The organism is Paraburkholderia sp. J63 (genome assembly GCF_905220245.1).
Taxonomy (GTDB): Bacteria; Pseudomonadota; Gammaproteobacteria; order Burkholderiales; family Burkholderiaceae; genus Paraburkholderia.
Map to the genome: position 1 here is coordinate 1 of NZ_CAJMZF010000048.1, position 25794 is coordinate 25794.

General features: G+C 65.7%; 20 protein-coding genes. 18 read left to right on the plus strand and 2 right to left on the minus strand.

Annotated elements, in window-relative coordinates:
• Nucleotides 1–132 precede the first annotated feature (132 nt).
• Complete coding sequence (locus U5775_RS32910; RefSeq protein ID WP_322062312.1) at nucleotides 133–1326, minus strand: M20 aminoacylase family protein; 1194 nt, start codon at nucleotides 1324–1326, stop codon at nucleotides 133–135.
• Between the two features lie 171 nt (nucleotides 1327–1497).
• Here U5775_RS32910 and U5775_RS32915 point away from each other — a divergent pair, with 171 nt between their 5' ends.
• Complete coding sequence (locus tag U5775_RS32915) at nucleotides 1498–3576, plus strand: molybdopterin oxidoreductase family protein (protein ID WP_322062313.1); 2079 nt, start codon at nucleotides 1498–1500, stop codon at nucleotides 3574–3576.
• Between the two features lie 145 nt (nucleotides 3577–3721).
• Complete coding sequence (locus U5775_RS32920) at nucleotides 3722–5401, plus strand: long-chain fatty acid--CoA ligase (protein WP_322062314.1); 1680 nt, start codon at nucleotides 3722–3724, stop codon at nucleotides 5399–5401.
• A gap of 151 nt (nucleotides 5402–5552) precedes the next feature.
• Here U5775_RS32920 and U5775_RS32925 read toward each other — a convergent pair whose 3' ends face one another.
• Nucleotides 5553–6728, minus strand: coding sequence for a porin (locus U5775_RS32925; RefSeq protein ID WP_322062315.1), 1176 nt, complete (start codon nucleotides 6726–6728; stop codon nucleotides 5553–5555).
• Between the two features lie 310 nt (nucleotides 6729–7038).
• On the opposite strand from U5775_RS32925, the gene coq7 reads away from it, so the two are divergent.
• From coq7 to ftsZ, 16 genes are all read left to right on the plus strand, one after another.
• Complete coding sequence (gene coq7, locus U5775_RS32930; RefSeq protein WP_322062316.1) at nucleotides 7039–7767, plus strand: 2-polyprenyl-3-methyl-6-methoxy-1,4-benzoquinone monooxygenase; 729 nt, start codon at nucleotides 7039–7041, stop codon at nucleotides 7765–7767.
• Between the two features lie 387 nt (nucleotides 7768–8154).
• Complete coding sequence (gene mraZ, locus U5775_RS32935; protein WP_027818006.1) at nucleotides 8155–8583, plus strand: division/cell wall cluster transcriptional repressor MraZ; 429 nt, start codon at nucleotides 8155–8157, stop codon at nucleotides 8581–8583.
• A gap of 28 nt (nucleotides 8584–8611) precedes the next feature.
• Nucleotides 8612–9553 (plus strand): 16S rRNA (cytosine(1402)-N(4))-methyltransferase RsmH, encoded by a 942-nt coding sequence (rsmH, locus tag U5775_RS32940; protein WP_322062317.1) that lies wholly within the window; start codon nucleotides 8612–8614, stop codon nucleotides 9551–9553.
• Nucleotides 9550–9915, plus strand: a complete 366-nt coding sequence (ftsL, locus tag U5775_RS32945; protein WP_322062318.1) for a cell division protein FtsL — start codon at nucleotides 9550–9552, stop codon at nucleotides 9913–9915. The genes rsmH and ftsL overlap by 4 nt, the downstream gene beginning before the upstream one ends.
• Complete coding sequence (locus tag U5775_RS32950) at nucleotides 9912–11813, plus strand: penicillin-binding protein 2 (protein ID WP_322062319.1); 1902 nt, start codon at nucleotides 9912–9914, stop codon at nucleotides 11811–11813. Before ftsL ends, U5775_RS32950 begins: the two co-directional genes overlap by 4 nt.
• Nucleotides 11810–13384: a UDP-N-acetylmuramoyl-L-alanyl-D-glutamate--2,6-diaminopimelate ligase gene (locus tag U5775_RS32955; RefSeq protein WP_322062320.1), complete on the plus strand. Its 1575-nt coding sequence runs from the start codon at nucleotides 11810–11812 to the stop codon at nucleotides 13382–13384. Before U5775_RS32950 ends, U5775_RS32955 begins: the two co-directional genes overlap by 4 nt.
• The gene (locus tag U5775_RS32960; RefSeq protein ID WP_322062321.1) at nucleotides 13381–14817 is read left to right on the plus strand and encodes a UDP-N-acetylmuramoyl-tripeptide--D-alanyl-D-alanine ligase; all 1437 of its coding nucleotides are present in this window, start codon (nucleotides 13381–13383) and stop codon (nucleotides 14815–14817) included. The genes U5775_RS32955 and U5775_RS32960 overlap by 4 nt, the downstream gene beginning before the upstream one ends.
• 20 nt (nucleotides 14818–14837) lie before the next feature.
• Complete coding sequence (gene mraY, locus U5775_RS32965; RefSeq protein ID WP_322062322.1) at nucleotides 14838–16007, plus strand: phospho-N-acetylmuramoyl-pentapeptide-transferase; 1170 nt, start codon at nucleotides 14838–14840, stop codon at nucleotides 16005–16007.
• Nucleotides 16008–16059: 52 nt separating this feature from the next.
• Nucleotides 16060–17577 carry a UDP-N-acetylmuramoyl-L-alanine--D-glutamate ligase gene (gene murD, locus U5775_RS32970; RefSeq protein ID WP_322062323.1) on the plus strand — a complete coding sequence of 506 codons (1518 nt, stop codon included), beginning with the start codon at nucleotides 16060–16062 and terminating at the stop codon, nucleotides 17575–17577.
• Entirely contained in the window at nucleotides 17574–18851 is a 1278-nt protein-coding gene (ftsW, locus tag U5775_RS32975) for a putative lipid II flippase FtsW (RefSeq protein ID WP_322062324.1), read from the plus strand. Before murD ends, ftsW begins: the two co-directional genes overlap by 4 nt.
• On the plus strand, nucleotides 18848–19951 hold the full coding sequence (gene murG, locus U5775_RS32980; RefSeq protein WP_322062325.1) for an undecaprenyldiphospho-muramoylpentapeptide beta-N-acetylglucosaminyltransferase: 1104 nt from the start codon (nucleotides 18848–18850) through the stop codon (nucleotides 19949–19951). The genes ftsW and murG overlap by 4 nt, the downstream gene beginning before the upstream one ends.
• A complete protein-coding gene (gene murC / locus U5775_RS32985; RefSeq protein ID WP_322062326.1) occupies nucleotides 19948–21342 on the plus strand; it encodes a UDP-N-acetylmuramate--L-alanine ligase in 1395 nt (464 codons plus the stop codon). The genes murG and murC overlap by 4 nt, the downstream gene beginning before the upstream one ends.
• A 5-nt stretch (nucleotides 21343–21347) precedes the next feature.
• On the plus strand, nucleotides 21348–22301 hold the full coding sequence (locus U5775_RS32990) for a D-alanine--D-alanine ligase (RefSeq protein ID WP_322062327.1): 954 nt from the start codon (nucleotides 21348–21350) through the stop codon (nucleotides 22299–22301).
• Between the two features lie 60 nt (nucleotides 22302–22361).
• Entirely contained in the window at nucleotides 22362–23117 is a 756-nt protein-coding gene (locus tag U5775_RS32995; RefSeq protein WP_322062328.1) for a cell division protein FtsQ/DivIB, read from the plus strand.
• Between the two features lie 27 nt (nucleotides 23118–23144).
• On the plus strand, nucleotides 23145–24377 hold the full coding sequence (gene ftsA / locus U5775_RS33000; RefSeq protein ID WP_322062329.1) for a cell division protein FtsA: 1233 nt from the start codon (nucleotides 23145–23147) through the stop codon (nucleotides 24375–24377).
• A gap of 175 nt (nucleotides 24378–24552) precedes the next feature.
• A complete protein-coding gene (gene ftsZ / locus U5775_RS33005; protein ID WP_322062330.1) occupies nucleotides 24553–25746 on the plus strand; it encodes a cell division protein FtsZ in 1194 nt (397 codons plus the stop codon).
• Nucleotides 25747–25794 lie beyond the last annotated feature (48 nt).

The following is a 25794-nucleotide window of genomic DNA, read 5'->3' on the forward strand; positions in this document are numbered from 1 at the left end:
GCCGGGGTTCTGGCGTTTACGCATGCGGAAAAGCGGACGAAATCACAACAAAAAACCAACGCCCGCAACAGAAACCAAAAAGCCGCCCTGGAAGCAACACAGGACGGCTTTTTCGCTGAAGCAGCGAGAAATCTACTTCTGGGCCAGGAATTTGGTTGCGAGGTGCACCCAGTACGAAGCACCGACGGGCAACAACTGATCGTTGAAGTCGTAGCTGGCGTTGTGCAGCATGCACGGACCCGCGCCGTGACCCGCCTCGCGGTGTCCTCCCTCTCCGTTGCCGAGGAACGCATAGCAGCCCGGTTTTTCCAGCAGCATGAACGAGAAGTCCTCGGCGCCCATGGTCGGCTCGACGCTATCGTCGACACGATCGGCGCCCACGACTTCCTTCATCACCTCAGCCGCGAACTGGGCCTCCGCGCTGCTGTTCACCGTCGGTGGATAGTTGCGATGGAAGGTCACGTCGACGGAGCACTCGTACGCATCCGCCGTGCTCTCGGCGATCTTGCGCAGACGCGTCTCGATCAAATCGAGCGTTTCGGTTGTGAAGGTACGCACCGTCCCCGCAATCCAGGCCGTATTCGGCACCACATTCACGGCATCGCCGGCATGGATCTGCGTAATCGACAGCACAGCCGTATCGAGCGGCTTCTTGTTGCGCGTGATGATGCTTTGCAGCCCATTGGCGATCTGTACCGCGGTAAAAACGGGATCGCGCCCGTTGTGCGGCAGCGCGGCATGCGAGCCTACGCCCTTGATCTCGATGCGAAATTCGTTGCTCGACGCCATGATCGGTCCTTCGGTCACGCCGAAGTATCCCGCCGGCATGCCGGGCCAGTTGTGAATGCCGAACACGGCGTCCACGGGAAAACGCGTGAACAGCCCGTCGTCGATCATGGCTTTCGCGCCCGCGCCGCCTTCCTCCGCGGGCTGGAAGATGAATACGATGGTGCCGTCGAACTGACCATGCCGCGCGAGATGCTGCGCCGCGCCGAGCAGCATCGCCGTATGGCCGTCGTGGCCGCACGCATGCATCTTCCCGTCGTTGTGCGAGCGATGATCGAACGTGTTCAGCTCCTGAATGGGCAGCGCATCCATATCGGCGCGCAGCCCCACCATTCGTGTGCCGTTGCCGCGTTTGAGCATGCCGACAACGCCCGTTTTTCCCAGCCCCCGATGCACTTCGAGACCCCATTCCGCGAGCTTCGCTGCAACCAGCTCGGCCGTTTGGGTCTCTTCGTAGCGCAGTTCCGGGTGGGCGTGGATCGTTCGTCGTAGGCCCTGAATTTCGCCTTGGGCGGCCTGGATTTCCGGGATCAGTTTCATGGCGGACAGTGCTCGGGAAGTGGGCGCCCGCGTTGTTTCAAGGCGGGCCTGGACGAACCATTCTACGCCGAACCTTTTTTTTCGCGGCAACCCCGCTGGCGCGCCCCGGCGGCGGCCGCCGGACATAATAAAATTACGATCTCGATATCACCTTCCTCCGACGGATTCCTCATGAATGCCCGAGCCGAATTTGCCCGTGCAGTCTGTCCCCACGACTGCCCCGACACCTGCGCGATGCGCGTAACCGTCGAGAACGGCCGGGCCATCAAGGTGAGCGGCGACCCCGATCATCCGCCGACGCAAGGCGTGCTCTGCACGAAGGTGACCCGTTACGCCGAGCGTGTGCACCATCCGAAGCGCCTCACGCAGCCGATGAAGCGCGTCGGCCGCAAGGGGGAAGGGCGCTTCGAGCCGATCAACTGGGACGAGGCCTGCGCGATGGCGGCCGCGCGCCTGGGCGAGATCGCGCAGCGCGCGCCCGAAGCGATCCTGCCGTATAGCTATGCCGGCACGATGGGCCTCGTGCAAGGCGACAGCATCGCGCAGCGCTTTTTCCACAAGCTCGGCGCGTCGCGGCTCGACCGCGCGATCTGCGCAGCGGCGGGCGCAGCGGGCCTGCGCTACACCTATGGATCGAGCCTCGGCATGCTCACCGAGTATTTCGCCGAAAGCGAAGTGATCCTGATCTGGGGCGCGAATCCGATCGCCTCGAATCTGCACTTCTGGACGCGTGCGCAAGAGGCCAAGCGCAACGGCGCGAAGCTGATTGCGATCGACCCATATCGCTCGCTCACGGCGGAGAAGTGCCACCAGCACATCGCGCTGAAGCCGGGCACCGACGGCGCGCTCGCGCTCGGCATGATGCACGTGCTGATCGCCGAAGACCGCCTCGATCACGCGTACATCGCGGCCCACACGCATGGCTTCGAGCCTCTGAAGGCGCGCGCGCTCACCTATACGCCCGCGCGCGTCGCACAGATTTGCGGCATCGAGGAGCAAACCATCGTCGATCTCGCGCGCCTCTACGGCTCCACGCGCAAGGTGTCGATTCGCATGAACTACGGCTTGCAGCGCGTGCGCGGCGGCGGCAATGCGGTGCGCGCCATCGCGTGCCTGCCGGCGCTGACGGGCGCCTGGCGCGAGCGTGCCGGCGGCGTGCTGCTTTCGTCGTCGGGCTGGGCGCCGGTCGACGGCAACGCGCTCCAGCGTCCCGACCTGATCCCTGGCTGGCCGAAGCATCAGCCGCGCATCGTCAACATGAATCAGGTCGGCGACGCGCTCACGCACGCGGGCGACGCCACGTTCGGTCCGAAGATCGAGGCGATCGTCGTGTACAACTCGAATCCGGTGGCCGTTGCGCCGGAGTCGGCGAAGGTCGCGGCGGGCTTCGCGCGCGAGGATCTCTTCACGATCGTTTTGGAGCAGTTCCAGACCGATACCGCCGATTACGCCGATCTGCTGCTGCCCGCCACGACCCAGCTCGAGCACCTCGACGTGCACAAGTCCTATGGCCATACGCACGTGATGGCCAATCTGCCGGCCATCGCGCCGGTGGGAGAGGCGCGTCCGAACACCGAGATCTTCCGCTCGATCGCGCGCGCGATGGGCCTCACCGAGCCGGCGCTCTTCGAGAGCGACGAGGAAGTGGCCGCGCGCGCGTTCGACTGGAGCGATCCCGCATTCGCCGGCGCCGATTGGGCGAAGCTCAAGCAGGACGGCTGGCTCAAGCTCAATATCGCCGACGCGCCATTCGCCAACGGCGGTTTTCGCACGCCCACGGGCAAGTGCGAGTTCTACAGCGAAGCGCTCGCGAAGGCCGGCCTCGAACCGCTGCCAGACTATCTGCCGCCGTACGAATCGGCCGATGGCGCGCCCGAGCTGGCCGCGCGCTATCCGCTCGCGATGATTTCGCCGCCCGCGCGCAATTTCCTGAACAGTACCTTCGTGAATGTCGAGAGCCTGCGGGCAACCGAAGGCGAGCCGCATCTCGACCTCCATCCCGCCGATGCCGCGCGTCGAGCCATCGCCGATGGCGATCAGGTGCGCATCTTCAACGACCGCGGATCGATGCAAGCGCGGGCACGTGTCTCCGACCGGGCGCGCGAAGGCCTCGTGGTGGGTCTGTCGATCTGGTGGAAGAAGCTCGCGCCGGACGGCCGCAACGCGAACGAAGTGACGAGCCAGGCGCTCACCGATCTGGGCGGCTCGGCGACGTTTTACGACTGCCTCGTCGAAGTCGAGCGCGCGTAAACCCCTAAAAACACGACCTGAAACGCGCGCTCTGCAGTTCGAGTGCCCTTTCTAACTCGCTGATTCGCGGAAGAAAAACGCTGATCGCATGCTACGATCGTCGTTTTAGCACGACCATTCGAAAATATTCAGGAGGAGACGCCGCATGGATAAAGTCTGGCTGAAATCGTACCCACCCGGCGTTCCCGCGGAAATCGACGTGAGCCAATATGCGTCCATCACGGCGCTGCTCGCGGAGAGCTTCGACGCGAATCGCTCGAAGCCCGCGTTTGCGTGCATGGGCAAGTCCATCACGTACGGACAGCTCGACGAACTCTCGAAGCGGCTGGCCGCCTGGTTCCAGTCGCGCGGCATCGCGCCCGGCGCGCGCATCGCGATCATGATGCCGAACGTGCTGCAGTACCCGGTCGCGCTCGCCGCGATCCTGCGCGCGGGCTATGTCGTCGTGAACGTGAATCCGCTTTACACGCCGCGCGAGCTCGAACATCAGCTCAAGGACAGCGGCGCCGAAGCCATCGTCATCCTCGAGAATTTTGCGGCCACGCTGCAGGCGGTCGTCGCGCAGACGCGCGTGAAGCACATCGTGGTGGCGTCGATGGGCGACCTGCTCGGCGCCGCGAAGGGCTTCATCGTGAATTACGTCGTGCGCCGCGTGAAGAAGATGGTGCCCGCGTGGAGCCTGCCGGGCCACGTCGGCTTCAACGACGTGCTTTCGGCCGGTGCGCGCCTGAGCTTCAAGCCCGTCGAGCAGAAGCCCGAAGACGTCGCGTCCCTCCAGTACACGGGCGGCACGACCGGCGTGTCGAAAGGCGCGACGCTCCTGCATCGCAACCTCGTCGCGAACGTGCTGCAGTCGTCTGCCTGGACCCAGCCCGCGATCGCGCGCCTGCCCGCCGGCACCCAGCCGGTGACGGTCGCGGCGCTGCCGCTCTATCACGTGTTCGCGCTCACGGTCTGCGGCCTGCTCACGATGCGCACGGGCGGCCTCGCCATCCTGATCCCGAACCCGCGCGACATTGCCGGCATGATCAAGGAGCTGCGCGGCTATTCGATCACGACCTTCCCCGCGGTCAACACGCTCTACAACGCGATCCTCAATCACGCCGATTTCGACAAGCTCGACTTCTCGCATCTGCTGGTGGCGAACGGCGGCGGCATGGCCGTGCAGGAAGCCGTGGCCAAGCGCTGGTACGAACGCACGCATACGCCGATCGTCGAGGGCTACGGTCTTTCGGAGACCTCACCATGCGTGACCTGCAATCCGACCAACGCGACCGAGTACACGGGCACGATCGGGCTGCCGCTGCCGTCGACGGAAATCTCGATTCGCGATGACGACGGCAACGAGCTCGGCATCGGCGAAGCGGGCGAGATCTGCATTCGCGGTCCGCAGGTGATGGCGGGCTACTGGCAGCGTCCCGAAGAAACGGCGAAGGTCATGACCGCGGACGGCTTCTTCAAGTCCGGCGACGTGGGCGTGATGAACGAGCGCGGCTACGTGAAGCTCGTCGATCGCAAGAAGGACATGATTCTCGTCTCGGGCTTCAACGTCTATCCGAACGAGATCGAAGATGTGGTCGCGAAGCTGCCGGGGGTGTTCGAAGTGGCGGCCGTGGGCGTGCCCGATCCGCATTCGGGCGAGGCGGTGAAGCTCTATATCGTGAAGAAGGATCCGGCGCTCACCGACAAGGACGTGTTCGAATACTGCAAGACGCAACTGACCGGTTATAAACGGCCAAAGGTCATCGAGTTCCGCAACGACTTGCCCAAGAGCAACGTCGGCAAGATCCTGCGCCGCGAGCTGCGCGACGCGCGCGCAGCGTAATTCCCCGCGATCCTTCCGGTTGTCCCGCACGTAACGAAGGCCCGCCCGCAAGGGTGGGCCTTTCGTTTTGGCGCGTGGAGCAAGTCGCGGGGCGCGCGCCAAAGAAAAAAGGCGCCCGCAGGCGCCTTCGAGATTGAAACGGCTGTTCTTCTTAGAACTTGTGACGGATACCGATGCGTGCCGTGAACTGGTTGTCGTTGCTCGACGGCGTGAGGCCGTTGATTGCCGCAACGGCTTGCTGGCCGGTCGAATCCGTACCCGAAGCGTGCTGAAACACGCCGATGATGTAGACGTCCGTGCGCTTGGACAGGAAGTAGTCCGCGCCCAGCGAGTATTGGTAGTACTTCGCGCCATCCTTGTCGGCACCGTTCGCGAGCGTGACGCTGTTGCCGTCCGTGTAGTCGAACGCGAGACCAGCCAGCAGAGCCGGCGTGAACTGGTACTTGAAGTTCACTTCGGCGTTGTTGAACGAGGCGTTTGCGCCGCGCTGGTAGAGCGTCACGCCGTTTGCGCCGAGGTTGCGGAAGCTGATGTTCGAATACGTCAGGCCGATCGTTGCTGCGCCGAACGTGTACGCGCCGCCCGCACCGATGACCTGGTACGTGTTCGCGTTCGTGAAGTCCGAGTAGACCGGCGTCGTAACGGCCGAAGCGGTCGACGTTGCGGTGTTGTTGCCGAACAGGCCGCCCGCGTTCGACGGCGTGCGTGCGTTCAGGTAGCCGACACCGAGAACGAGCGGGCCGTTGTTGTAGCCTGCGCCCAACGACCAGATCTGGTTCTGCGAGAAGTTGCCCGCGACGCCGCCGAAGCTGTACGTGCCGCCGAACGTCAGGCCAGCGTAGTTGGCGCTCGTGAACTTGATGGTGTTGTTGGTGCGGTACGCGTTGTTGAAGTTGTCGAGGTCGCCCGGGTGAGCGGCGATGTAGCCACCCCACTGGTCGCCTGCTTCGAGCGGACCGACGTAGTCGACGACGGAGTCGTACTGGCGGCCCAGCGTGACCGTGCCGAATTGCGCGCTGGAGAGGCCGACATAAGCCTGGCGGCCGAACATCAGGCCACCCTGGCCGAGCTTGCCGCTGTTCACGTCGAAGCCGTTTTCGAGCACGAAGACCGCTTTCAGGCCACCGCCCAGGTCTTCAGCACCGCGCAGACCGAAGCGGCTGCCCTGCAACACACCGCTCGAGAGGTTGTACAGGTGCTTGCCGCCCGAGTTCGTGTTGATGTTGAAACCTTCATCGATGATGCCGTACAGCGTGACGCTGCTCTGGGCGTGAGCAACGCCCGCAAACGCGCCCAGCGCAGCGAGCGCGAGAAGCGACTTCTTCATTGAATGATCTCCAGTGTTTTGCGACTTTTATGCGTCTTGTAGCGAGGCCGATTTATTGTCTGGCGATGGCCTGGCTGTCCAACTTCGCGAGAAGTTGCCCGTAATGTAACAAACCGTTTATGTGCGACAAAGGAAAAGCCGGGCGGCACGTAAGTACCTGTTTCGTTTACACAACATGGTCTAAAATATGCGCCTGAAATCGGCGCAGCCCCGGATTGACGGCACGATGCGAGTTCCTGTAGTGATTTAGAACGGCCGGTCGGTCGGGTTTTGCGCGGTCTGTTTTGCAGTCGGTATGGAGGGAGGTTGGATGACGTTTGACGATTTGATTACCGAGTTCGATCGGGGCCTGCGTTCGATGACCGGGGTGTCGCGCATGTCGCGGCCCATGCCGCAGCCTTCTGCCACTTCCGACACTTCTGTCGCCGCTGCGGATCTTTCGGCTGCTGCCGGGGATGAGGCTGCGTCGCCCGAATCGTTCGCGGCGCCTGACACCGCGGTCCCCGCGCAGCAGGCTGGCGAATTGACGCCTGCCGAGCGTGCGCACGCGGCCGGTCTCATGCGCGTGAATCACGTGGGCGAGGTGTGTGCCCAGGCGCTTTATCAGGCGCAAAAGCTGTCGGCGCGATCGCCCACGCTCAAGGCGGCGTTCGAGCAGGCCGCGCGCGAAGAAGAGGACCACCTCGCGTGGACAGCGCGCCGCCTCGAAGCGCTCGACTCGCGCCCGAGCCTGCTCAATCCGCTCTGGTATGCGGGGGCGCTCGCCATTGGCCTCGCCGCGGGGCGTCTTGGCGACAAGATCAGCCTCGGCTTCATGGCCGAGACCGAGCGCCAGGTCGAGCATCATCTGGACAGCCATCTCGATGCGCTGCCGCCCGCCGACATCGAGTCGCGCGCGATCGTCGAGCAGATGCGCACCGACGAAATCGCCCATGCGAAATCGGCTACCGAGCTGGGCGGCGTTGAATTGCCGCTGCCGGTGCGCTCGCTGATGCGCGCCGCCTCGAAAATCATGACCCGCACCGCGTACTACATTTGATTTACCGTCGCGGACCGGCGCATTTAACCGGTCCGCGCGAGTCTTATCTTTCACAGCTTTCAACCGCCCCAATTAATTCCCGCCAAGTCCCCGCAACACCTTGGTTTTACCCGCGCATTTCACGTATCACCTTCACAACCTCCGTTAGTTCTTTCATTCATAACGGTTTTTGGTTTTCTCGCGACTTGAACAAGTGCCGCTAAGTCCTTGTTCTAGCGGATAAATTTCGTCAAAAAACGTACGGGCTACCTTGACCCTCGTGGGGCGTTCCTCTAAAGTGGGAGACAGTGTGAGAAAGTGTATTTTTGTGTGATTTCAGGCGGGTATTCGGGTAAATTTTCTGAGATTTAGACGGGCGGCCACGGGCGCCGCGCGAGGGGGAGCAAATTGTTCCAGGGGGCGTCGGCGCTCACACTCGATGCGAAAGGGCGGATGTCGATTCCGTCACGCTATCGGGACGCGCTGCAACAACAGGCAGAAGGCCGGGTGACGATCACCAAGCACCCGGACGGCTGCCTGTTGCTATTTCCGCGCCCCGAATGGGAAGTGTTCCGCGCGAAAGTCGCGGCATTGCCGATGGACGCGCACTGGTGGCGCCGCATTTTTCTCGGCAACGCCTCCGATGTCGATCTCGATAGCGCGGGCCGTGTGCTCGTCTCGCCTGAATTACGTCTGGCAGCAGGAATGGAAAAGGAAGTCATGCTGCTTGGCATGGGTAGTCATTTTGAGTTGTGGGATGCGCAGACCTACGCCGCCAAGGAACAGGCGGCGATGGCGCAGGGCATGCCCGACGCTTTGAAGAATTTCACGTTCTGATCGCGGTTTAAAACCTATGGCATCTGCGATGGGACAGGGATTGCAGCATCGCACGGTGCTGCTCGATGAGGCGGTCAACGCGCTGGTCACGCGCGCGGATGGCATTTATGTGGATGGCACGTTCGGGCGCGGCGGGCACAGTCGCGCGATCCTCGGCCGGCTTTCCGAAGCCGGGCGTCTGATCGCGTTCGACAAGGATCCGCTTGCGATCGCCACCGCTGAACAGGTGGGCGACGCGCGGTTTTCGATCGTGCACGAGAGTTTTGCTTCACTGCGCGACGCCATGGCGGCGCGCGGGGTAGGGCGTGTGTCGGGTGTGTTGCTGGACCTCGGCGTGTCGTCGCCGCAAATCGACGACCCGGAGCGCGGTTTCAGCTTTCGCGCCAATGGTCCGCTCGACATGCGGATGGACCCGACGCGCGGCGAGTCCGCTGCCGACTGGCTCGCGCGGGCCACGTTGCAGGAACTGACGGAGGTGATTCGAGATTATGGGGAAGAACGGTTTGCTTTTCAGATTGCAAAGGCGCTTGTTGCTCGCCGGGCAGAGTCCGACCGTCTCGGGCCTCTCGACAGCACGGGCGAGCTTGCCCAAATCGTGGCTAACGCCGTCAAAACCCGTGAGAAGGGTAAGGACCCGGCAACCCGCACCTTTCAGGCTATACGGATTCACGTCAATCAAGAGCTTGCGGAGCTGCAAGTCGTACTAGAAGCAGCATTGTCGTTGCTGGAGCAGGGGGGCCGGCTCGTGGTCATCAGCTTTCATTCGCTGGAAGACCGGATCGTGAAGCGGTTCATGCAGGCGAATTCAACCGCGCCCGCGGTCGACCGTCGTCTGCCGATCCGCGCCGTCGACCTGCCCAGCCCGCCCTTGAAGCTGCTCGGGCGCGTGTTCGCGAGCGACGAGGAAGTCGCCGCCAATCCGCGCGCCCGCTCCGCCGTGATGCGCATTGCGGAGCGCGTCACGCCATGAACCGTCTGAATATTTTCCTGCTGATCGTCGTCATGGGGTGCGCGCTGTCGGTCGTCAACGCCACCAATCAGCAGCGTCAGATGTTTTTCCAGTTGCAACGCGCGCAGTCGCAGGAGCGCCAGCTTCAGCAGGACTACGCACAGCTTCAATATCAGCAGAGCGCGCTGTCGCGGACGTCGCGCGTCGAACAGATCGCTACCGATTCGCTCAAGATGCAGGCCGTGACGACCGGACGCACGCAATACCTGACTCTCGCGCCGGGCGCCACCAGCGCCGCCGATGCGCCCGTGCCCACGTCCGCGCCGGCTCAGGGCGCGGCCGCCGCTGCTGCTGCGAAAAGCCGCCGTGGGGGTACGCGATGAAAAAAGGCAATAACCGCAAGAGCGTCGCCTTTACGCCGAATCCCATTCTCTCGGTGCGCTTGCCGATGTGGCGCTCGAAGTTCGTCGTCTTCATGCTGTTCATGGCGTTCGTCGCGCTCGCCGCGCGGGCATTCTGGATTCAGGGGCCGGGCAACGCGTTCTATCAGAAGCAGGGCGAGAGCCGCTATCAGCGCACGCTCGAGCTGCCCGCCACGCGCGGCAAGATTCTCGACCGCAACGGCCTCGTGCTCGCGACGAGCCTGCCCGTGCGCGCGATCTGGGCGATTCCCGAAGACGTGCCCGACGATCTCGGCGCCGACAAGCTCACGCAGCTCGGCACGCTGCTGGACATGTCCACCAAGGAACTGCGCACCAAGCTCTCCGAAGACAAGACCTTCGTCTACGTGAAGCGCCAGGTGCCGCTCGACGTCGCGCAAAAAGTCGCGGCGCTCGACATTCCCGGGATCTATCAGCGCAACGAATACAAGCGCTTCTATCCCGAAGGGCAGGTCACCGCTCACCTGATCGGCTTTACCAATGTGGAAGACGAGGGTCAGGAAGGCGTGGAGCTCTCCGACCAGAAGATCCTCGCGGGCGTGCCCGGGATTCGCCACGTCATCAAGGACCGCATGGGCCACATCGTCGAGGACGTCGACGAAACGGTCGTGCCGCACAACGGACAGGACGTCGAACTGTCGATCGACAGCCAGATCCAGTACATCGCCTATTCGAACCTGAAGGCCGCGGTGGAGAAGTTCAAGGCCAAGGCAGGAGCTGCGATGGTGGTGGACGTGCGCACGGGCGAAGTGCTCGCGCTCGTGAACTATCCGACCTACAACCCGAACGACCGCTCGCACCTCACGGGCGAGCAGCTGCGCAACCGTATCCTGACCGACGTGTTCGAGCCGGGCTCGATCATGAAGCCGTTCACGATCTCGCTGGCGCTCGATTTGCATCGCGTCTCGCCGACTACACTGGTGGATACGGGCGGGGGCCACTTTACGCTCGACGGCGCGACCATCACCGACGACGCTGCGTTCGGGGTGCTCACCGTGGGCGGCGTGATCCAGAAGTCGAGCAACATCGGCGCGACCAAGATCGCCATGACGCTCAAGCCCGAAGAAATGTGGAACATGTATACCAGCATCGGTCTCGGGCAGGCGCCGAAGGTCGGGTTCCCCGGCGCGGCGGCGGGCCGTCTGCGTCCGTGGAAAAGCTGGCGCCGCATCGAGCAGGCGACCATGTCGTATGGCTATGGCCTCTCGGTCTCGCTGTTCCAGCTCGCGCGCGCCTACACGGCCATCGCGCACGACGGCCAGATCCTGCCGGTCACGATCTTCCGCCACCCCGGCGACAACCAGCCCGTGGTCGGTACGCAGGTCTTTTCGCCCACCACGGCGCGCGAAGTGCGCACGATGCTCGAAAGCGTGGTGTCGAAGGACGGCACCTCGCCCGACGCGGCGGTGCCGGGCTACCGCGTGGGCGGCAAGTCGGGGACGGCGTACAAGCACGGCCCGCACGGCTATGACCACTCGAAGTACCGCGCGTCGTTTGTCGGCATGGCGCCGATGCCGAATCCGCGCATCGTGGTCGCGGTGACGGTCGACGAGCCAACGGCCGGCAGCCACTTCGGCGGCGCGGTGTCGGGTCCGGTGTTCTCGGGCATCGTCGGCGACACGCTGCGCACGCTCAACGTGCCGCCCGACATGCCGGTCAAGCAGCTCGTCGTCTCGGACGACAGCGCTTCGGCGGCGGCCGCCGCCAACGCGCCGGCCGCGCCTGCTGCGCCCTCCACTGCGGCGAAGCGTCTCGCGGGACCCGTGGGCAAGAGCCCCGTCGCCGCGCGTCACATGACCGTCGCCGACAACGCGAAAAACCGTCCCGGAGTCGTCCGATGAGCGCCACGCGCACCCAGCATCCCGCGCACCGGCAGATCGCGGACGCGCTCGCGTGGCTGCGCGCGCGCGTCGCGCCCGAAGCCGATCTGCACGCCGACACGCGCTCGCTCAAAGCGGGCGATGTTTTTCTCGCCTACGCCGTGGAAGGCGCCGATAACCGCTCGCATATCGAAAGCGCGCTCGCGCGCGGCGCGGCGGCGGTCGTGTATCAGCCGGAAGGCTATGCGGGCCCGTTCGACGTGGCGCAGGCCCAAAACGCGCAGAACGTGCTGGCCGTGCCGCAGCTCGACGTGCTCGCCGGTGAAATCGCGAGCGGCTGGTACGGCAACCCGAGCGATGCGATGCTCGTGGTCGGCGTGACCGGCACGAACGGCAAGACCTCGTGCAGCCAGTGGGTCGCCTCGGCGCTCACGGCGATCGGCCAGAAGTGCGCGATCGTCGGCACGCTCGGCAGCGGTTTTCCGGGCCAGCTCGTGCATACCGGTTTCACGACGCCGGACGCGCCGCAGCTCCAGCGCTCGCTCGCCCAGCTGCGCCGGGAGGGCGCGCAGGCCGTGGCGATGGAAGTGTCGTCGCACGCGCTGCACCAGGGGCGCGTGAACGGGACTTCGTTCAATATCGCGGTCTTCACGAATCTCACGCAGGACCACCTCGACTACCACCGCACCTTCGAAGCCTACGAGGCCGCGAAGGCGCGGCTGTTCGCGTGGCCGGGCCTGCACGCGGCGGTGATCAACGCCGACGACGCAGCGGGCCGGCGCCTCCTGGCCGCCACGCGCGGCAAGCTGCGCACGATCGCCTATGGCGTAGCGACGCCCGCCGCCGACCTGCCCGCCGCCGATGCGTGGCTGCGCGCGAACGACGTGCGCGCGACTGCCACGGGCACGGCGTTCCATCTGGAAACGTCGGACTGGGGCGAGGCCAACGTCGAAGTGCAGACGCTCGGTCTGTTCAACGTGAGCAACCTGCTGGGCGTGCTCGGCGCGTTGCTGGCGGCGAACGTGCCGCTCGTCGCGGCGCTTAACGAACTCGCGAAGCTGCAGCCCGTGAACGGCCGCATGGAGCGCCTGGGCGGCCGCACCGATCACGACGAGCCGCTCGTCGTGATCGACTACGCGCACACGCCCGATGCGCTCGAAAAGACCCTCGACGCGCTGCGCCCGATCGCAGCGGCGCGCGGCGGCCAGCTCGTCTGCATGTTCGGCTGCGGCGGCGACCGCGATGCCACCAAGCGTCCGCTGATGGGCGCGATCGCCGAGCGCCTAGCCGACCAGGTCGTCGTCACGAGCGACAACCCGCGCGGCGAATCGCCCGCGGCGATCATCGACCAGATCGCGGGCGGCATGCGCGAGCCCGCGAAGGCGCGCCGCATCGAGGACCGCGCGAGCGCGATCCTGCAGGCGGTGCGCGGCGCGGCAAAGGAAGACGTCGTCGTGCTGGCCGGCAAGGGGCACGAGGCCACTCAGGAAATCATGGGCAAGAAGCGCGCGTTCTCGGATCAGGACCACGCGCGGCTTGCTCTCGCAGCCCGGCCGACCTCGGATCGGCATGGGCGCGGAGGCGGTGAATGACCATGCTTACCCTGCGCGAAGCAGCGGCGCTGATTCCCGGCGCGAGCGTGCTCGGCGACGAGAACGCCTCCTTCGAGCGCATCGCAACCGACAGCCGTACGGCCGGTCCCGGCGATCTTTTTGTCGCGCTCAAGGGCGACCGTTTCGACGCGCACGACTTCCTCTCCGAAGTGGCGGGGCGCCACGTGAGCGCGGCGCTCGTGTCGCGCAGCCCCGGCGACTGGCGCATGCCGGCGCTGCGCGTGGACGACACGCGCACGGCGCTCGGCGCGCTCGCGCTCGGCTGGCGCCGCCGCTTCACGATGCCGCTCGTCGCGGTCACGGGCAGCAACGGCAAGACCACGGTCAAGGAGATGATCGCGTCGATCTTCGCGGCGGCCGTGGGCGAAGACGCGCGGCTCGCGACGGCGGGCAACCTGAACAACGACATCGGCGTGCCGCTCACGCTGCTGCGCCTTGGCGCCGCGCACAAGCTGGCCGTGGTCGAGCTCGGCATGAATCATCCGGGCGAGACGGAATTGCTCGCGAAGTTCGCGGAACCCACCGTCGCGGTGGTGAACAACGCGCAGCGCGAGCATCAGGAATTCATGGCGACGGTGGAAGCCGTCGCGCTCGAGCATGCGAGCGCGATTCACGCGCTCGAGCCCGAAGGCACCGCGGTGTTTCCCGCCGATGACGCCTACGCGGGTATCTGGCGCGTCGCGGCGACGGGCTCGCGGGTGCTCGATTTCGCGCTGCATACCGACGAGCGCGCGGTGGAAGCGGCGGTGACGGGCAAGCAGGTGCCCAGCGCGGGCAAGGACGCCGGCGCCAATCGCCTCGCGATCGCCACGCCCGAAGGCCATCTCGAAGTCGAGCTCCAGGTGCTCGGCGCACACAACGCGCACAACGCGCTCGCGGCCACGGCGGCGGCGCTCGCGGCCGGCGTTTCGCTCGACGCGATCCGCCGCGGCCTCGAAGCGTTCCAGCCGGTCAAGGGCCGCTTGCAGGTCAAACGCGCGGCGCTTGGGGAACTTGCGGGCGCGCTCGTGATCGATGACACCTACAACGCGAATCCCGATTCCGTGCGCGCGGCCGTGGACGTGCTGGCCTCGCACGCATCGCCGCGCGTGCTGGTGCTCGGCGACATGGGCGAAGTCGGCGAAGACGGTCCCGCGTTCCACCGCGAAGTGGGCGCCTACGCGAAGGAGCGCGGCATCGACGCGCTCTACACCCTCGGCGACGCCGCGCGCGACACCGCGGCGGCATTCGGCGCAGGTGCATTGCACGCCGCCGATGCGAGCGAGCTGGTTCGCGCGCTCGCCAGCGCCGGTTACGGCGCAACGGCAACGATCCTCGTGAAAGGCTCGCGCTTCATGCAGATGGAGCGCGTGGTGGCCGCTCTCACGAACCCGCAACCTTGCGCACCGGACACGGCGTCCGGCGAGCACTGAAATACTAAGGAATACAAGGCATGCTACTGGCGCTGGCGCAATGGCTGCAGAATGACGCAAGCTTCTTGCGCGTGTTCAGTTATCTGACGTTCCGCGCGGTGATGGCGACCATCACCGCGATGGGAATCGGGCTGTTTTTCGGCCCGTGGGTGATCCGTAAGCTCACCGAAATGAAAGTCGGCCAGGCCGTGCGCACGGATGGCCCGCAGACGCACCTCGTGAAGTCGGGCACGCCCACCATGGGCGGCGTGCTGATCCTGATGGGCATCGCCATTTCCACGCTGCTGTGGGGCGATCTCACGAACCGCTTCATCTGGATCGTGATGCTCGTGACCTTCGGCTTCGGCGCGATCGGCTGGGTCGACGACTATCGCAAGGTCGTCTACAAGGACCCGCGCGGCATGTCCTCGCGCGAGAAGTATTTCTGGCAGTCGGTGATCGGCCTCTTTGCAGCGGTGTATCTCGCGTTCAGCGTCTCCGAGGCGAGCAACGTGCGCGTGTTCGATCTCTTCATGGCGTGGGTGAGGAGCGGCCTCTCGATGGGCCTGCCCGCGAAAGCGGACCTCTTGCTGCCGTTCCTCAAGTCGATCAGCTACCCGCTCGGCGTCTGGGGCTTTATCGCGCTCACCTATTTCGTGATCGTCGGCGCGAGCAACGCCGTGAATCTCACCGATGGTCTCGACGGCCTCGTGATCATGCCGGTCGTGCTCGTGGGCGCGTCGCTCGGCGTGTTCGCCTACGTGATGGGCAGCTCGGTCTACTCGAAATATCTGCTGTTCCCGCACATTCCCGGCGCGGGCGAGCTGCTGATTTTCTGCTCGGCGATGGGTGGGGCAGGCCTGGCGTTCCTCTGGTTCAACACGTATCCGGCGCAGGTGTTCATGGGCGACGTGGGCGCGCTCGCGCTCGGCGGCGCGCTCGGCACCATCGCCGTGATCGTGCGCCAGGAAATCGTGCTCTTCATCATGGGCGGCATTTTCGTGGCCGAAACGCTTTCCGTGATGCTGCAGGTCACGTGGTTCAAGTACACGAAAAAGCGTTACGGCGAAGGGCGCCGCATCTTCAAGATGGCGCCGCTGCATCACCATTTCGAGCTGTCCGGCTGGAAAGAAACGCAGGTGGTCGTGCGCTTCTGGGTCATCACGCTGATGCTGTGCCTGATCGGCTTGTCGACCCTGAAGCTGCGTTGATCGCGTTGATCGGCGCGACGTAATCCTCCTGGCTCACTTAGGAAAGCAAGCGATGTTTGGCGAGAAGTTTCGGGATCGGCAAAAGCCGATGGTGCTCGTGCTGGGACTCGGCGAATCGGGGCTCGCGATGGCGCGCTGGTGCGCGCGCCATGGCTGCCGTCTGCGCGTCGCCGATACGCGCGAAGCGCCGGCAAACTTGCCCGAGCTCGCCGCGCGCGGTATCGACGCGGACTTCATCGGCGGCCCGTTCTCCACGGCGCTGCTCGAAGGCGTCGAGCTCGTCGCCATCAGCCCGGGCCTCTCGCCGTTAGCCGTTGACCTGGTGCCGCTGATCGCCGCCGCGCGCGAGGCCGGCATCGAAGTCTGGGGCGAGCTCGAACTCTTCGCGCAGGCGCTGCGCCATCTCGGCGAGAGCGGCTACGCGCCGAAGGTCCTCGCGATCACGGGCACGAACGGCAAGACCACCACCACGAGCCTGACGGGCATGCTCTGCGAGCGTGCGGGCAAGCGCGTGGCCGTGGCCGGCAACATCAGCCCGGCGATGCTCGACAAGCTCGCCGAGGCCATCGACAACACCGCGCTGCCCGACGTCTGGGTGCTCGAGCTTTCGAGCTTCCAGCTGGAGACGGCGCACAGCTTCGCGCCCGACGCGGCGGCGATCCTCAATATCACGCAAGACCATCTCGACTGGCACGGCGGGCTCGACGCCTATGCGGCCGCGAAGGGCCGCATCTTCGGCGCGCGGACCACGCGCGTGCTCAACCGCGACGACGCGCGCGTGATGTCGCTCGCGAGCGTGCAAGCGAGCGGCGAGGCGAAGGTCGTGACGTTCGGCGTGAACGAGCCGCAGCGCGAAGGCGATTACGGCATCTCGCGCGACAACGGCATGCTGTGGCTCGTGCAGGCGCACGACCGCGACGCGAGCGACGAACCGGTTTCGCCGCGCCGGCGCAAGCAGCTCGACGCCGCGCCCGTGAATCTCGCGATGAAGCGTCTGATGCCGGCCGACGCGCTGCGCATCCGCGGCCTGCACAACGCGGCGAACGCGCTCGCGGCCTTCGCGCTCGCGCGCGCGATCGATCTGGCGCCCGCGGCGCTGCTGCACGGCCTGCGCGAATATCGCGGCGAGCCGCATCGCGTGGAGCTGATCGCGTCGATCGAAGGCATCGATTATGTGGACGACAGCAAGGGCACCAACGTCGGCGCGACGGTGGCGGCGCTCGACGGCCTCGCGCAGCGCGCGGTGCTGATCGCGGGCGGCGACGGCAAGGGCCAGGACTTCGAGCCGCTCGCGGCGCCCGTGGCGCGCTGGTGCCGCGCGGTGATGCTGATCGGCCGCGACGCGCCCAAGATTCGCGCGGCGCTCGAAAGCACGGGCATCGCGCTCACCGACCACGCCACGCTCGAAGATGCCACGCGCGCGGCCACGACGCTCGCCGAGCCGGGCGACGTCGTGCTGCTCTCGCCGGCGTGCGCGAGCTTCGACATGTTCAAGGGTTACGCCCATCGCGCGGCCGTGTTCCGCGACACGGTGGAAGAAATCGCCGCAGAACGGGGGACGATGATATGAGCTGGTCCGAACGGTTCGGCGCGCGACTCTCGCGCGACGCGAGCGGCGGCGCCCAGAGTCAGGCGGGCGCAGCGGGCGGCGGCGCGCGCTCGGGCGGCATTTCGAGCGCCGTGAGCGGCGTGCGTCCCGCGCGCTCGCGCATGCTCGACTACGACTACTCGCTGCTGTGGGCCGTGATCGCGTTGCTGGGTCTCGGCGTGGTGATGGTCTACTCGGCCTCGATCGCGATGCCCGATTCGCCGAAGTACGCCTCGTACCACGACTACGCGTTTCTCGTGCGCCATATCGTGTCGCTCGTGATCGGCACGGTTGCGGCGATCGTGGCATTCCGCATCCCCATTTCGACGTGGGACCGCTACGCGCCCAAGCTTTTTCTCGTCGCACTGGCGATGCTCGTGATCGTGCTGATTCCGCACATCGGCAAGGGCGTGAACGGCGCGCGGCGCTGGATTCCGCTCGGCGTCTCGAACATGCAGCCCTCGGAAATCATGAAGCTCGCAGTGACGATCTACGCCGCGAACTACACGGTGCGCAAGCAGGAATACATGCACAGCTTCGCCAAGGGCTTCTTGCCGATGGCGTTCGCCGTGGGCGTCGTGGGCGCGCTGCTGCTGCTCGAGCCCGACATGGGCGCGTTCATGGTGATCGCCGCGATCGCAATGGGCGTGCTGTTCCTCGGCGGCGTGAACGGCAAGCTGTTCGGCGGCCTCGTGGCCACGGCGATCGGCACTTTCACGCTGCTCGTATGGGCGTCGCCGTGGCGTCGCGAGCGGATCTTCGCGTACCTCGATCCGTGGGACGACCGCTACGCGCAGGGCAAGGCCTATCAGCTCACGCACTCGCTGATCGCGTTCGGGCGCGGCGAGTGGTTCGGCGTGGGTCTCGGCGGCAGCGTCGAGAAGCTCAACTATCTGCCCGAAGCGCATACCGACTTCATTCTCGCCGTGATCGGCGAGGAACTCGGCTTCGTGGGCGTGCTCATCGTGATCCTGCTGTTTTACTGGATCGTGCGCCGCTCGTTCGAGATTGGCCGCCAGGCGCTCGCGCTCGACCGCACCTTCGCGGGGCTCATCGCGAAGGGCCTCGGCGTATGGTTCGGCGCGCAGGCGTTCATCAACATGGGCGTGAACCTCGGTCTCCTGCCGACCAAGGGTCTTACGCTGCCGTTCGTGAGCTACGGCGGCTCGGGCATTTTGCTGAACTGCGTTGCCATCGCGTTGCTGCTTCGCGTGGATTACGAGAATCGGGTGCTGATGCGCGGAGGCAAGGTATGACCGCTGCGACGCGCACGCTCATGGTGATGGCCGGCGGCACCGGGGGACACGTGTTCCCGGGGCTCGCCGTCGCGCATCGCATGGAGCAGTGGGGCTGGCGCGTGGTGTGGCTCGGCAATCCCGCGGGCATGGAAGCGACGCTCGTGCCCAGGCACGGCATCGCCATGGAATACGTGCGTTTTGGCGGCGTGCGCGGCAAGGGGATCAAGACCAAGCTGATGCTGCCGTTAAACCTGCTGCGCGCGTGTACGCAGAGCCTCGCGGCGCTGCGCCGCGTGAAGCCCGACGTCGTGCTCGGCATGGGCGGCTACATCACGTTCCCGGCGGGCGTGATGAGCGCGCTCTCGGGGCGTCCGCTCGTGCTGCATGAGCAGAATTCGATCGCGGGTCTCGCGAACAAGGTGCTCGCAAAGCTCGCAAAGCGCGTGCTGGTGGCGTTTCCGGGCGCCTTGCCGCACGCCGAGTGGACCGGCAACCCGATCCGCGAGGAGCTCGAGCACGTGGTGCAGCCGCAGGCGCGCTACGCCGCGCGCAGCGGTCCGCTGCGCGTGCTGGTGGTGGGCGGCAGCCTCGGCGCCGCGGCGCTTAACGAAGTCGTGCCGCGCGCGCTGGCGCAGCTCGCGCCGGCCGAGCGTCCGCACGTGGTGCATCAGGCGGGCGCGAAGCATATCGACGCATTGCGTCAGAACTATATCGACGCCGGAATCGAACCTGGTGACACGGTGCAGCTCGTGCCGTTCATCGACGACATGGCAAGCGCTTACGAAAACGCGGATCTCGTGATCTGCCGCTCGGGCGCGATGACGGTGGCCGAGATCGCGGCCGTGGGCGTGGCGGCGCTGTTCGTGCCGTTCCCCTACGCGGTCGACGACCACCAGACCACCAACGCGGCGTTCCTCGCGCAAGAGGGCGCGGCGCGCGTGGTGCAGCAACGCGAGCTTTCTGCAGAGGCGCTCGCGGACTGGCTCAAGCAGCAAACCCGAGCATCGCTCGCAGACATGGCAGAGCGCGCCCGCGCGCTCGCAAAACCCGACGCCGCCGATCAGGTCGCGCGCATCTGCGCCGCCGTGGCGGGCGCCAGTCCGGGAGGAAAGCAATGAAACACATCGTCAAACATATTCATTTCGTCGGCATCGGCGGCGCGGGCATGAGCGGCATCGCCGAAGTGCTCGTCAATCTCGGCTATCACGTGAGCGGCTCGGACCTCACGAAGAACGCGGTCACCGACCGTCTCGCCGCGCTCGGCGCGCGCATCGCGATCGGCCATGCCGAAGAGAACATCGAAGGCGCGAACGCCGTGGTCGTCTCCACCGCGGTGCGCAGCGACAATCCCGAAGTGCTCGCGGCGCGCCATCGGCGCATTCCGATCGTGCCGCGCGCGGTCATGCTCGCGGAGCTCATGCGCCTGAAGCAGGGCATCGCGATCGCGGGCACGCACGGCAAGACCACCACCACGTCGCTGGTCGCGAGCGTGCTGGCGGCGGGTGGGCTCGATCCGACCTTCGTGATCGGCGGCCGCCTCATCAGCGCGGGCGCGAACGCGCGTCTGGGCACGGGCGATTTCATCGTGGCGGAAGCCGACGAATCGGACGCCTCGTTCCTCAACCTCTTCCCGGTGATCGAAGTCATCACGAACATCGACGCCGATCATATGGACACCTACGGGCACGACTTCGCGCGCCTGAAGCAGGCGTTCATCGAGTTCACGCACCGTCTGCCGTTCTATGGCATCGCGGTGCTCTGCGTCGACGATCCGAACGTGAAGGAGATCTTGCCGTTCGTCTCGAAGCCGATCATCCGCTACGGTTTCGCGCCCGACGCCCAGGTGCGCGCGGTCAACGTGGTGGCGCGCGACGGCAAGATGTACTTCACGGCGATGCGCGAAGACGCGCCTTCGATCGACATCGTGCTGAACCTGCCGGGTACGCACAATGTCCAGAACGCGCTGGCCGCGATCGCGATCGCCACCGAGCTCGAAGTGAAGGATGCGGACATCCAGCGCGCGCTCGCGGAGTTCAACGGCGTGGGCCGGCGCTTCCAGCGCTACGGCGAGATTCCCGTCAACGGCGGCGGCGCCTGCACGTTGATCGACGACTACGGCCACCACCCCGTGGAAATGGCCGCGACGATCGCCGCGGCGCGCGGCGCGTTCCCCGGGCGCCGTCTCGTGCTGGCGTTCCAGCCGCACCGCTATACGCGCACGCGCGACTGCTTCGAAGACTTCGTGCGCGTGCTCTCGACCGTCGATGCGCTCGTGCTGACCGACGTCTACGCAGCAGGCGAAGCGCCGATCGTGGCCGCCGACGGCCGCGCGCTCGCACGCGCGATTCGCGTGGCGGGCAAGGTCGAGCCGGTGTTCGTGGAGACCGTGGATGAAGTGCCGGACGCGCTGGCCGCAGTGGTCCGCGACGGCGACGTGGTGATTACGATGGGCGCGGGTTCGATCGGCGGCGTGCCGGGCCGGATCGCGCAACAGGAACAAAAGGCGTGAGTGACATGAGCAGTATCGATCCCAAATTCGATCCGAAGCAGTTCGGCAAGGTGGCCGTGTTGTTCGGCGGCGTGTCCGCCGAGCGCGAGGTCTCGCTCAAATCGGGCACGCTCGTGCTGCAGGCGCTGCAGAGCGCCGGCATCGACGCGCATCCGTTCGACCCGTCCGAGCGGCCGCTTTCGGCGCTCAAGGACGAAGGCTTCGTGCGCGCGTTCAACGCGCTGCATGGCGGCTATGGCGAGAACGGCCAGATCCAGGGCGCGCTCGACTTCTACGGCATCCGCTATACGGGCACGGGCGTGCTCGGCTCGGCGCTCGGGCTCGACAAGTTCCGCAGCAAGCTCGTGTGGCAGCAACTGGGTATTCCCACGCCGCCGTTCGTCGCGGTGCTGCGCGGCGACGACTACGCCGCGCGCGCGGGCGAGATCGTCGCGAAGCTCGGCCTGCCGCTTTTCGTGAAGCCCGCGAGCGAAGGTTCGAGCGTCGCGGTCATCAAGGTGAAGAAGGCCGAGGAGCTCGTGCCGGCGCTCGAAGAAGCCGCGAAGCACGACAAGATCGTGCTGGCGGAGAAGAGCATCGAAGGCGGCGGCGAGTACACCGCGTGCGTCGCGGGCGACCTCGATCTGCCGATCATCAAGATCGTGCCGGCGGGCGAGTTCTACGACTACGACGCGAAGTACATCCTCGACACCACGCAGTACCTGATTCCCTGCGGCGTCGCGCCGGAGAAGGAAGCCGAACTGAAGAAGCTCGCGCGCCAGGCGTTCGACGTGCTCGGCTGCACCGACTGGGGCCGCGCCGATTTCATGATGGACGGCGCGGGCAATCCGTACTTCCTCGAAGTGAACACGGCGCCGGGCATGACCGACCACTCGCTGCCGCCGAAGGCCGCGCGCGCGGTGGGCATCGAGTATCGCGACCTCGTGGTGCGGGTGCTCGCGCTCACGCTCAAGGATTGAACCGCTAAACGAACGCTAACCGACGAATTGCAGACCGCGCATTGAACCGACAATCTCGACATGTGGAATAACGTACGCCAGCTCAATCTCGCCGCCAACGCGTTGCACGCGCTGCTCGTGCTCGCGCTCCTGGCGGCTGGCGGCTACTGGCTCGTGCAGCGTCCGAATTTCGCGCTGCGCGAGATCCGCATCGAGGGTGATACCGAGCACATCAACGAACCGACGGTGCGTGCGAGCGTGGTCGGGCGACTGAAGGGCAACTTCTTCACGGTCAACCTCGACACCGCGCGCGCCGCGTTCGAGCAGATGCCGTGGGTGCGCCATGCGAGCGTGCGCCGTGTGTGGCCGAACGCGCTCGCGGTGAACCTCGAAGAGTACAAGCCGCTCGGCACGTGGGGCAGCGATCAGCTCGTGAGCACCGACGGCGAGCTCTTCACCGCGAACCAGGGCGAGCTCGACGGCGACCTGCCCGCGTTCGACGGCCCCGATGGCTCCGCGCCCGAGGTGGTCGCGCGCTATCACGATTTCCAGAAATGGTTCGCGCCGATCGGTCTCGAACCCGAAGAAGTGACGCTCACGCCGCGCTACGCGTGGACGGTGAAGCTCTCGAACGGCATGGAGGTGGAGCTCGGACGCGAGCGCAACGCCGACACGCTCGCCGAGCGCACGCACCGGCTCATCGTGGCATGGACGCCGCTCACGCAACGTTGGGGGAAAGACATCGAATATGCGGACTTGCGCTATCCGAACGGTTTCGCCATTCGGGCGGCGGGCATGCGCTTCATCAGCGACACGCCCGGCCCGGGCAAGAAGTAACAGCACATCACACGCAACGAGCACGATATGAGTAAAGACTATAAGGATCTGCTGGTCAGCCTCGACATCGGGACGTCGAAGGTGGTGGCCGTCGTCGCCGAAATGAAGAGCGATGGGCACTACGAAGTGATCGGCCTCGGCCAGAGCGAATCGAAGGGTCTCAAGAAGGGCGTGGTGGTGAACATCGAGGCCACGGTGCAGTCTATCCAGCGTGCGCTCGAAGAAGCGGAACTCATGGCCGACTGCAAGATCACTAATGTGTTCACGGGCATCGCAGGCAGCCATATCCGCAGCTTCAACTCGAGCGGCATGGTCGCCATCAAGGAGAAGGAAGTCACGCAGACGGACGTCGCGCGCGTGATCGAAACGGCGAAGGCGATCAACATCCCGACCGACCAGCAGGTGCTGCATATCCTCACGCAGGAATTCATCATCGACGGCCAGGAAGATGTGCGCGAGCCGATCGGCATGAGCGGCATCCGCCTCGAAGTGAAGGTGCACATCGTCACGGGCGCCGTGAGCGCGGCGCAGAACATCGTGAAGTGCGTGCGCCGCTGCGGGCTCGAAGTGAACGATCTGGTGTTGCAGCCGCTCGCCTCGTCGCTGGCGGTGCTCACCGACGACGAGAAGGAACTCGGCGTGGTGCTCGTGGACGTGGGCGGCGGCACCACCGACATCGCGATCTTCAGCGAAGGCGCGATCCGCCATACGGCGGTGATCCCGATCGCGGGCGACCAGGTGACGAGCGACATCGCGATGGCGCTGCGCACGCCCACGCCGGACGCGGAAGACATCAAGGTGAGCTACGGCATCGCCAAGCAGGCGCTCGCCGATCCGGACGAAATGATCGAAGTGCCGGGCTTGGGCGAGCGCGGTCCGCGCACGCTCTCGCGTCAGGCGCTGGCGGCCGTGATCGAGCCGCGCGTGGAAGAGCTGTTCTCGCTCGTGCAGCAGGTGGTGCGCGAGTCGGGCTACGAAGAGTTGCTGAGTTCGGGCGTCGTGCTCACGGGCGGCGCCGCGATGATGCCGGGCATGGTCGAGCTCGGCGAAGACATCTTCCTGAAGCCGGTGCGCATTGGCGTGCCGGAGTACGCGGGCGGTCTCGCCGACGTCGTGCGCAATCCGCGCTATTCGACGGCGATGGGCCTGCTGGTCGAGGGCCGCGCGCAACGGATGCGCGGTCGCAAGGTTGCTGTGCAGTCGGGGTCGATGGGCCAGGTCTTTTCACGCATGAAGGACTGGTTCCTCGGCAACTTCTGAGGCGGTGGCAAACGCGGTGAATAAGGCAGTAGATAAAGCAGTTCGCATGTGCGAAGGGTAAGAGCAGAGACCGAATTAGCGCTGGTGCCGGCGGCTGGCGCGAGAGGAGCGGGTTGCCCGACTCGCTCCTGAATAACGGCCGAGGTGCGGATATCTTTTTCTTGACGGAGGCAACATGGAATTCCAGATGCTGGAAACGGAAACCAACGGCACCATCATCAAGGTGGTGGGCGTCGGTGGCGCTGGCGGCAATGCCGTGCAGCACATGATCAACCGCGGCGTGCAAGGCGTCGACTTCATCGTGATGAACACGGACGCCCAGGCGCTCTCGCGTTCGCGCGCGCCGGCCGTGATCCAGCTTGGCAACACGGGGCTGGGCGCCGGTGCGAAGCCGGAGATGGGCCGCGCGGCGGCAGAAGAAGCGCGCGAGCGCATCGCCGACGCGCTGCGCGGCGCGCACATGGTGTTCATCACGGCAGGCATGGGCGGCGGCACGGGCACGGGCGCAGCGCCCGTGGTCGCGCAAATCGCCAAGGAAATGGGCATTCTCACGGTTGGCGTCGTGAGCAAGCCGTTCGAGTTCGAAGGCGGCAAGCGCATGCGCGTGGCGGAAGCCGGCTCGCAGCAACTGGAGGATCACGTCGACTCGCTGATCGTCGTCCTGAACGACAAGCTGTTCGACGTGATGGGCGATGACGCCGAGATGGACAAGTGCTTCCAGTGCGCGGACGACGTTCTGAACAACGCAGTCGCAGGCATCGCCGAAATCATCAACGTCGATGGCCTTGTGAACGTCGACTTCGAAGACGTGAAGACGGTGATGGGCGAGCAGGGCAAGGCGATGATGGGCACGGCCACGGTGGCTGGCGTCGATCGCGCGCGCCTCGCGGCGGAACAGGCCGTGGCGAGCCCGCTGCTCGAAGGCGTCGATCTGTCGGGCGCGCGCGGCGTGCTGGTCAACATCACGTCGAGCCGTTCGCTGCGCCTCTCGGAAACGCGTGAAGTGATGAACACCATCAAGAGCTACGCGGCCGACGACGCCACGGTGATCTTCGGTGCCGTCTACGACGACGCGATGGGCGACGCGCTGCGCGTGACGGTGGTGGCCACGGGCCTCGGCCGTGCGGCGAACAAGCAACAGGCCGCGCCGATGACGCTGCTGCGCACCGGTACGGACAATCATCCGGTTGCCGCTGCTCAGCACACCTACGCGCCGCAGCAAGGTCACACCGCCGATTACGGCGCGCTCGATACGCCGGCCGTCTGGCGCACGTCGCGCGACACCGCGGCGTCGCACGTTCAGGCGCTGCAGGAAAAGGGCGTCGACACGTACGACATCCCGGCGTTCCTGCGCAAGCAGGCCGACTGAGGCGGACTGCGAGCGACATCCCGCTGCGGCGCGGCGTATCCGTACGCC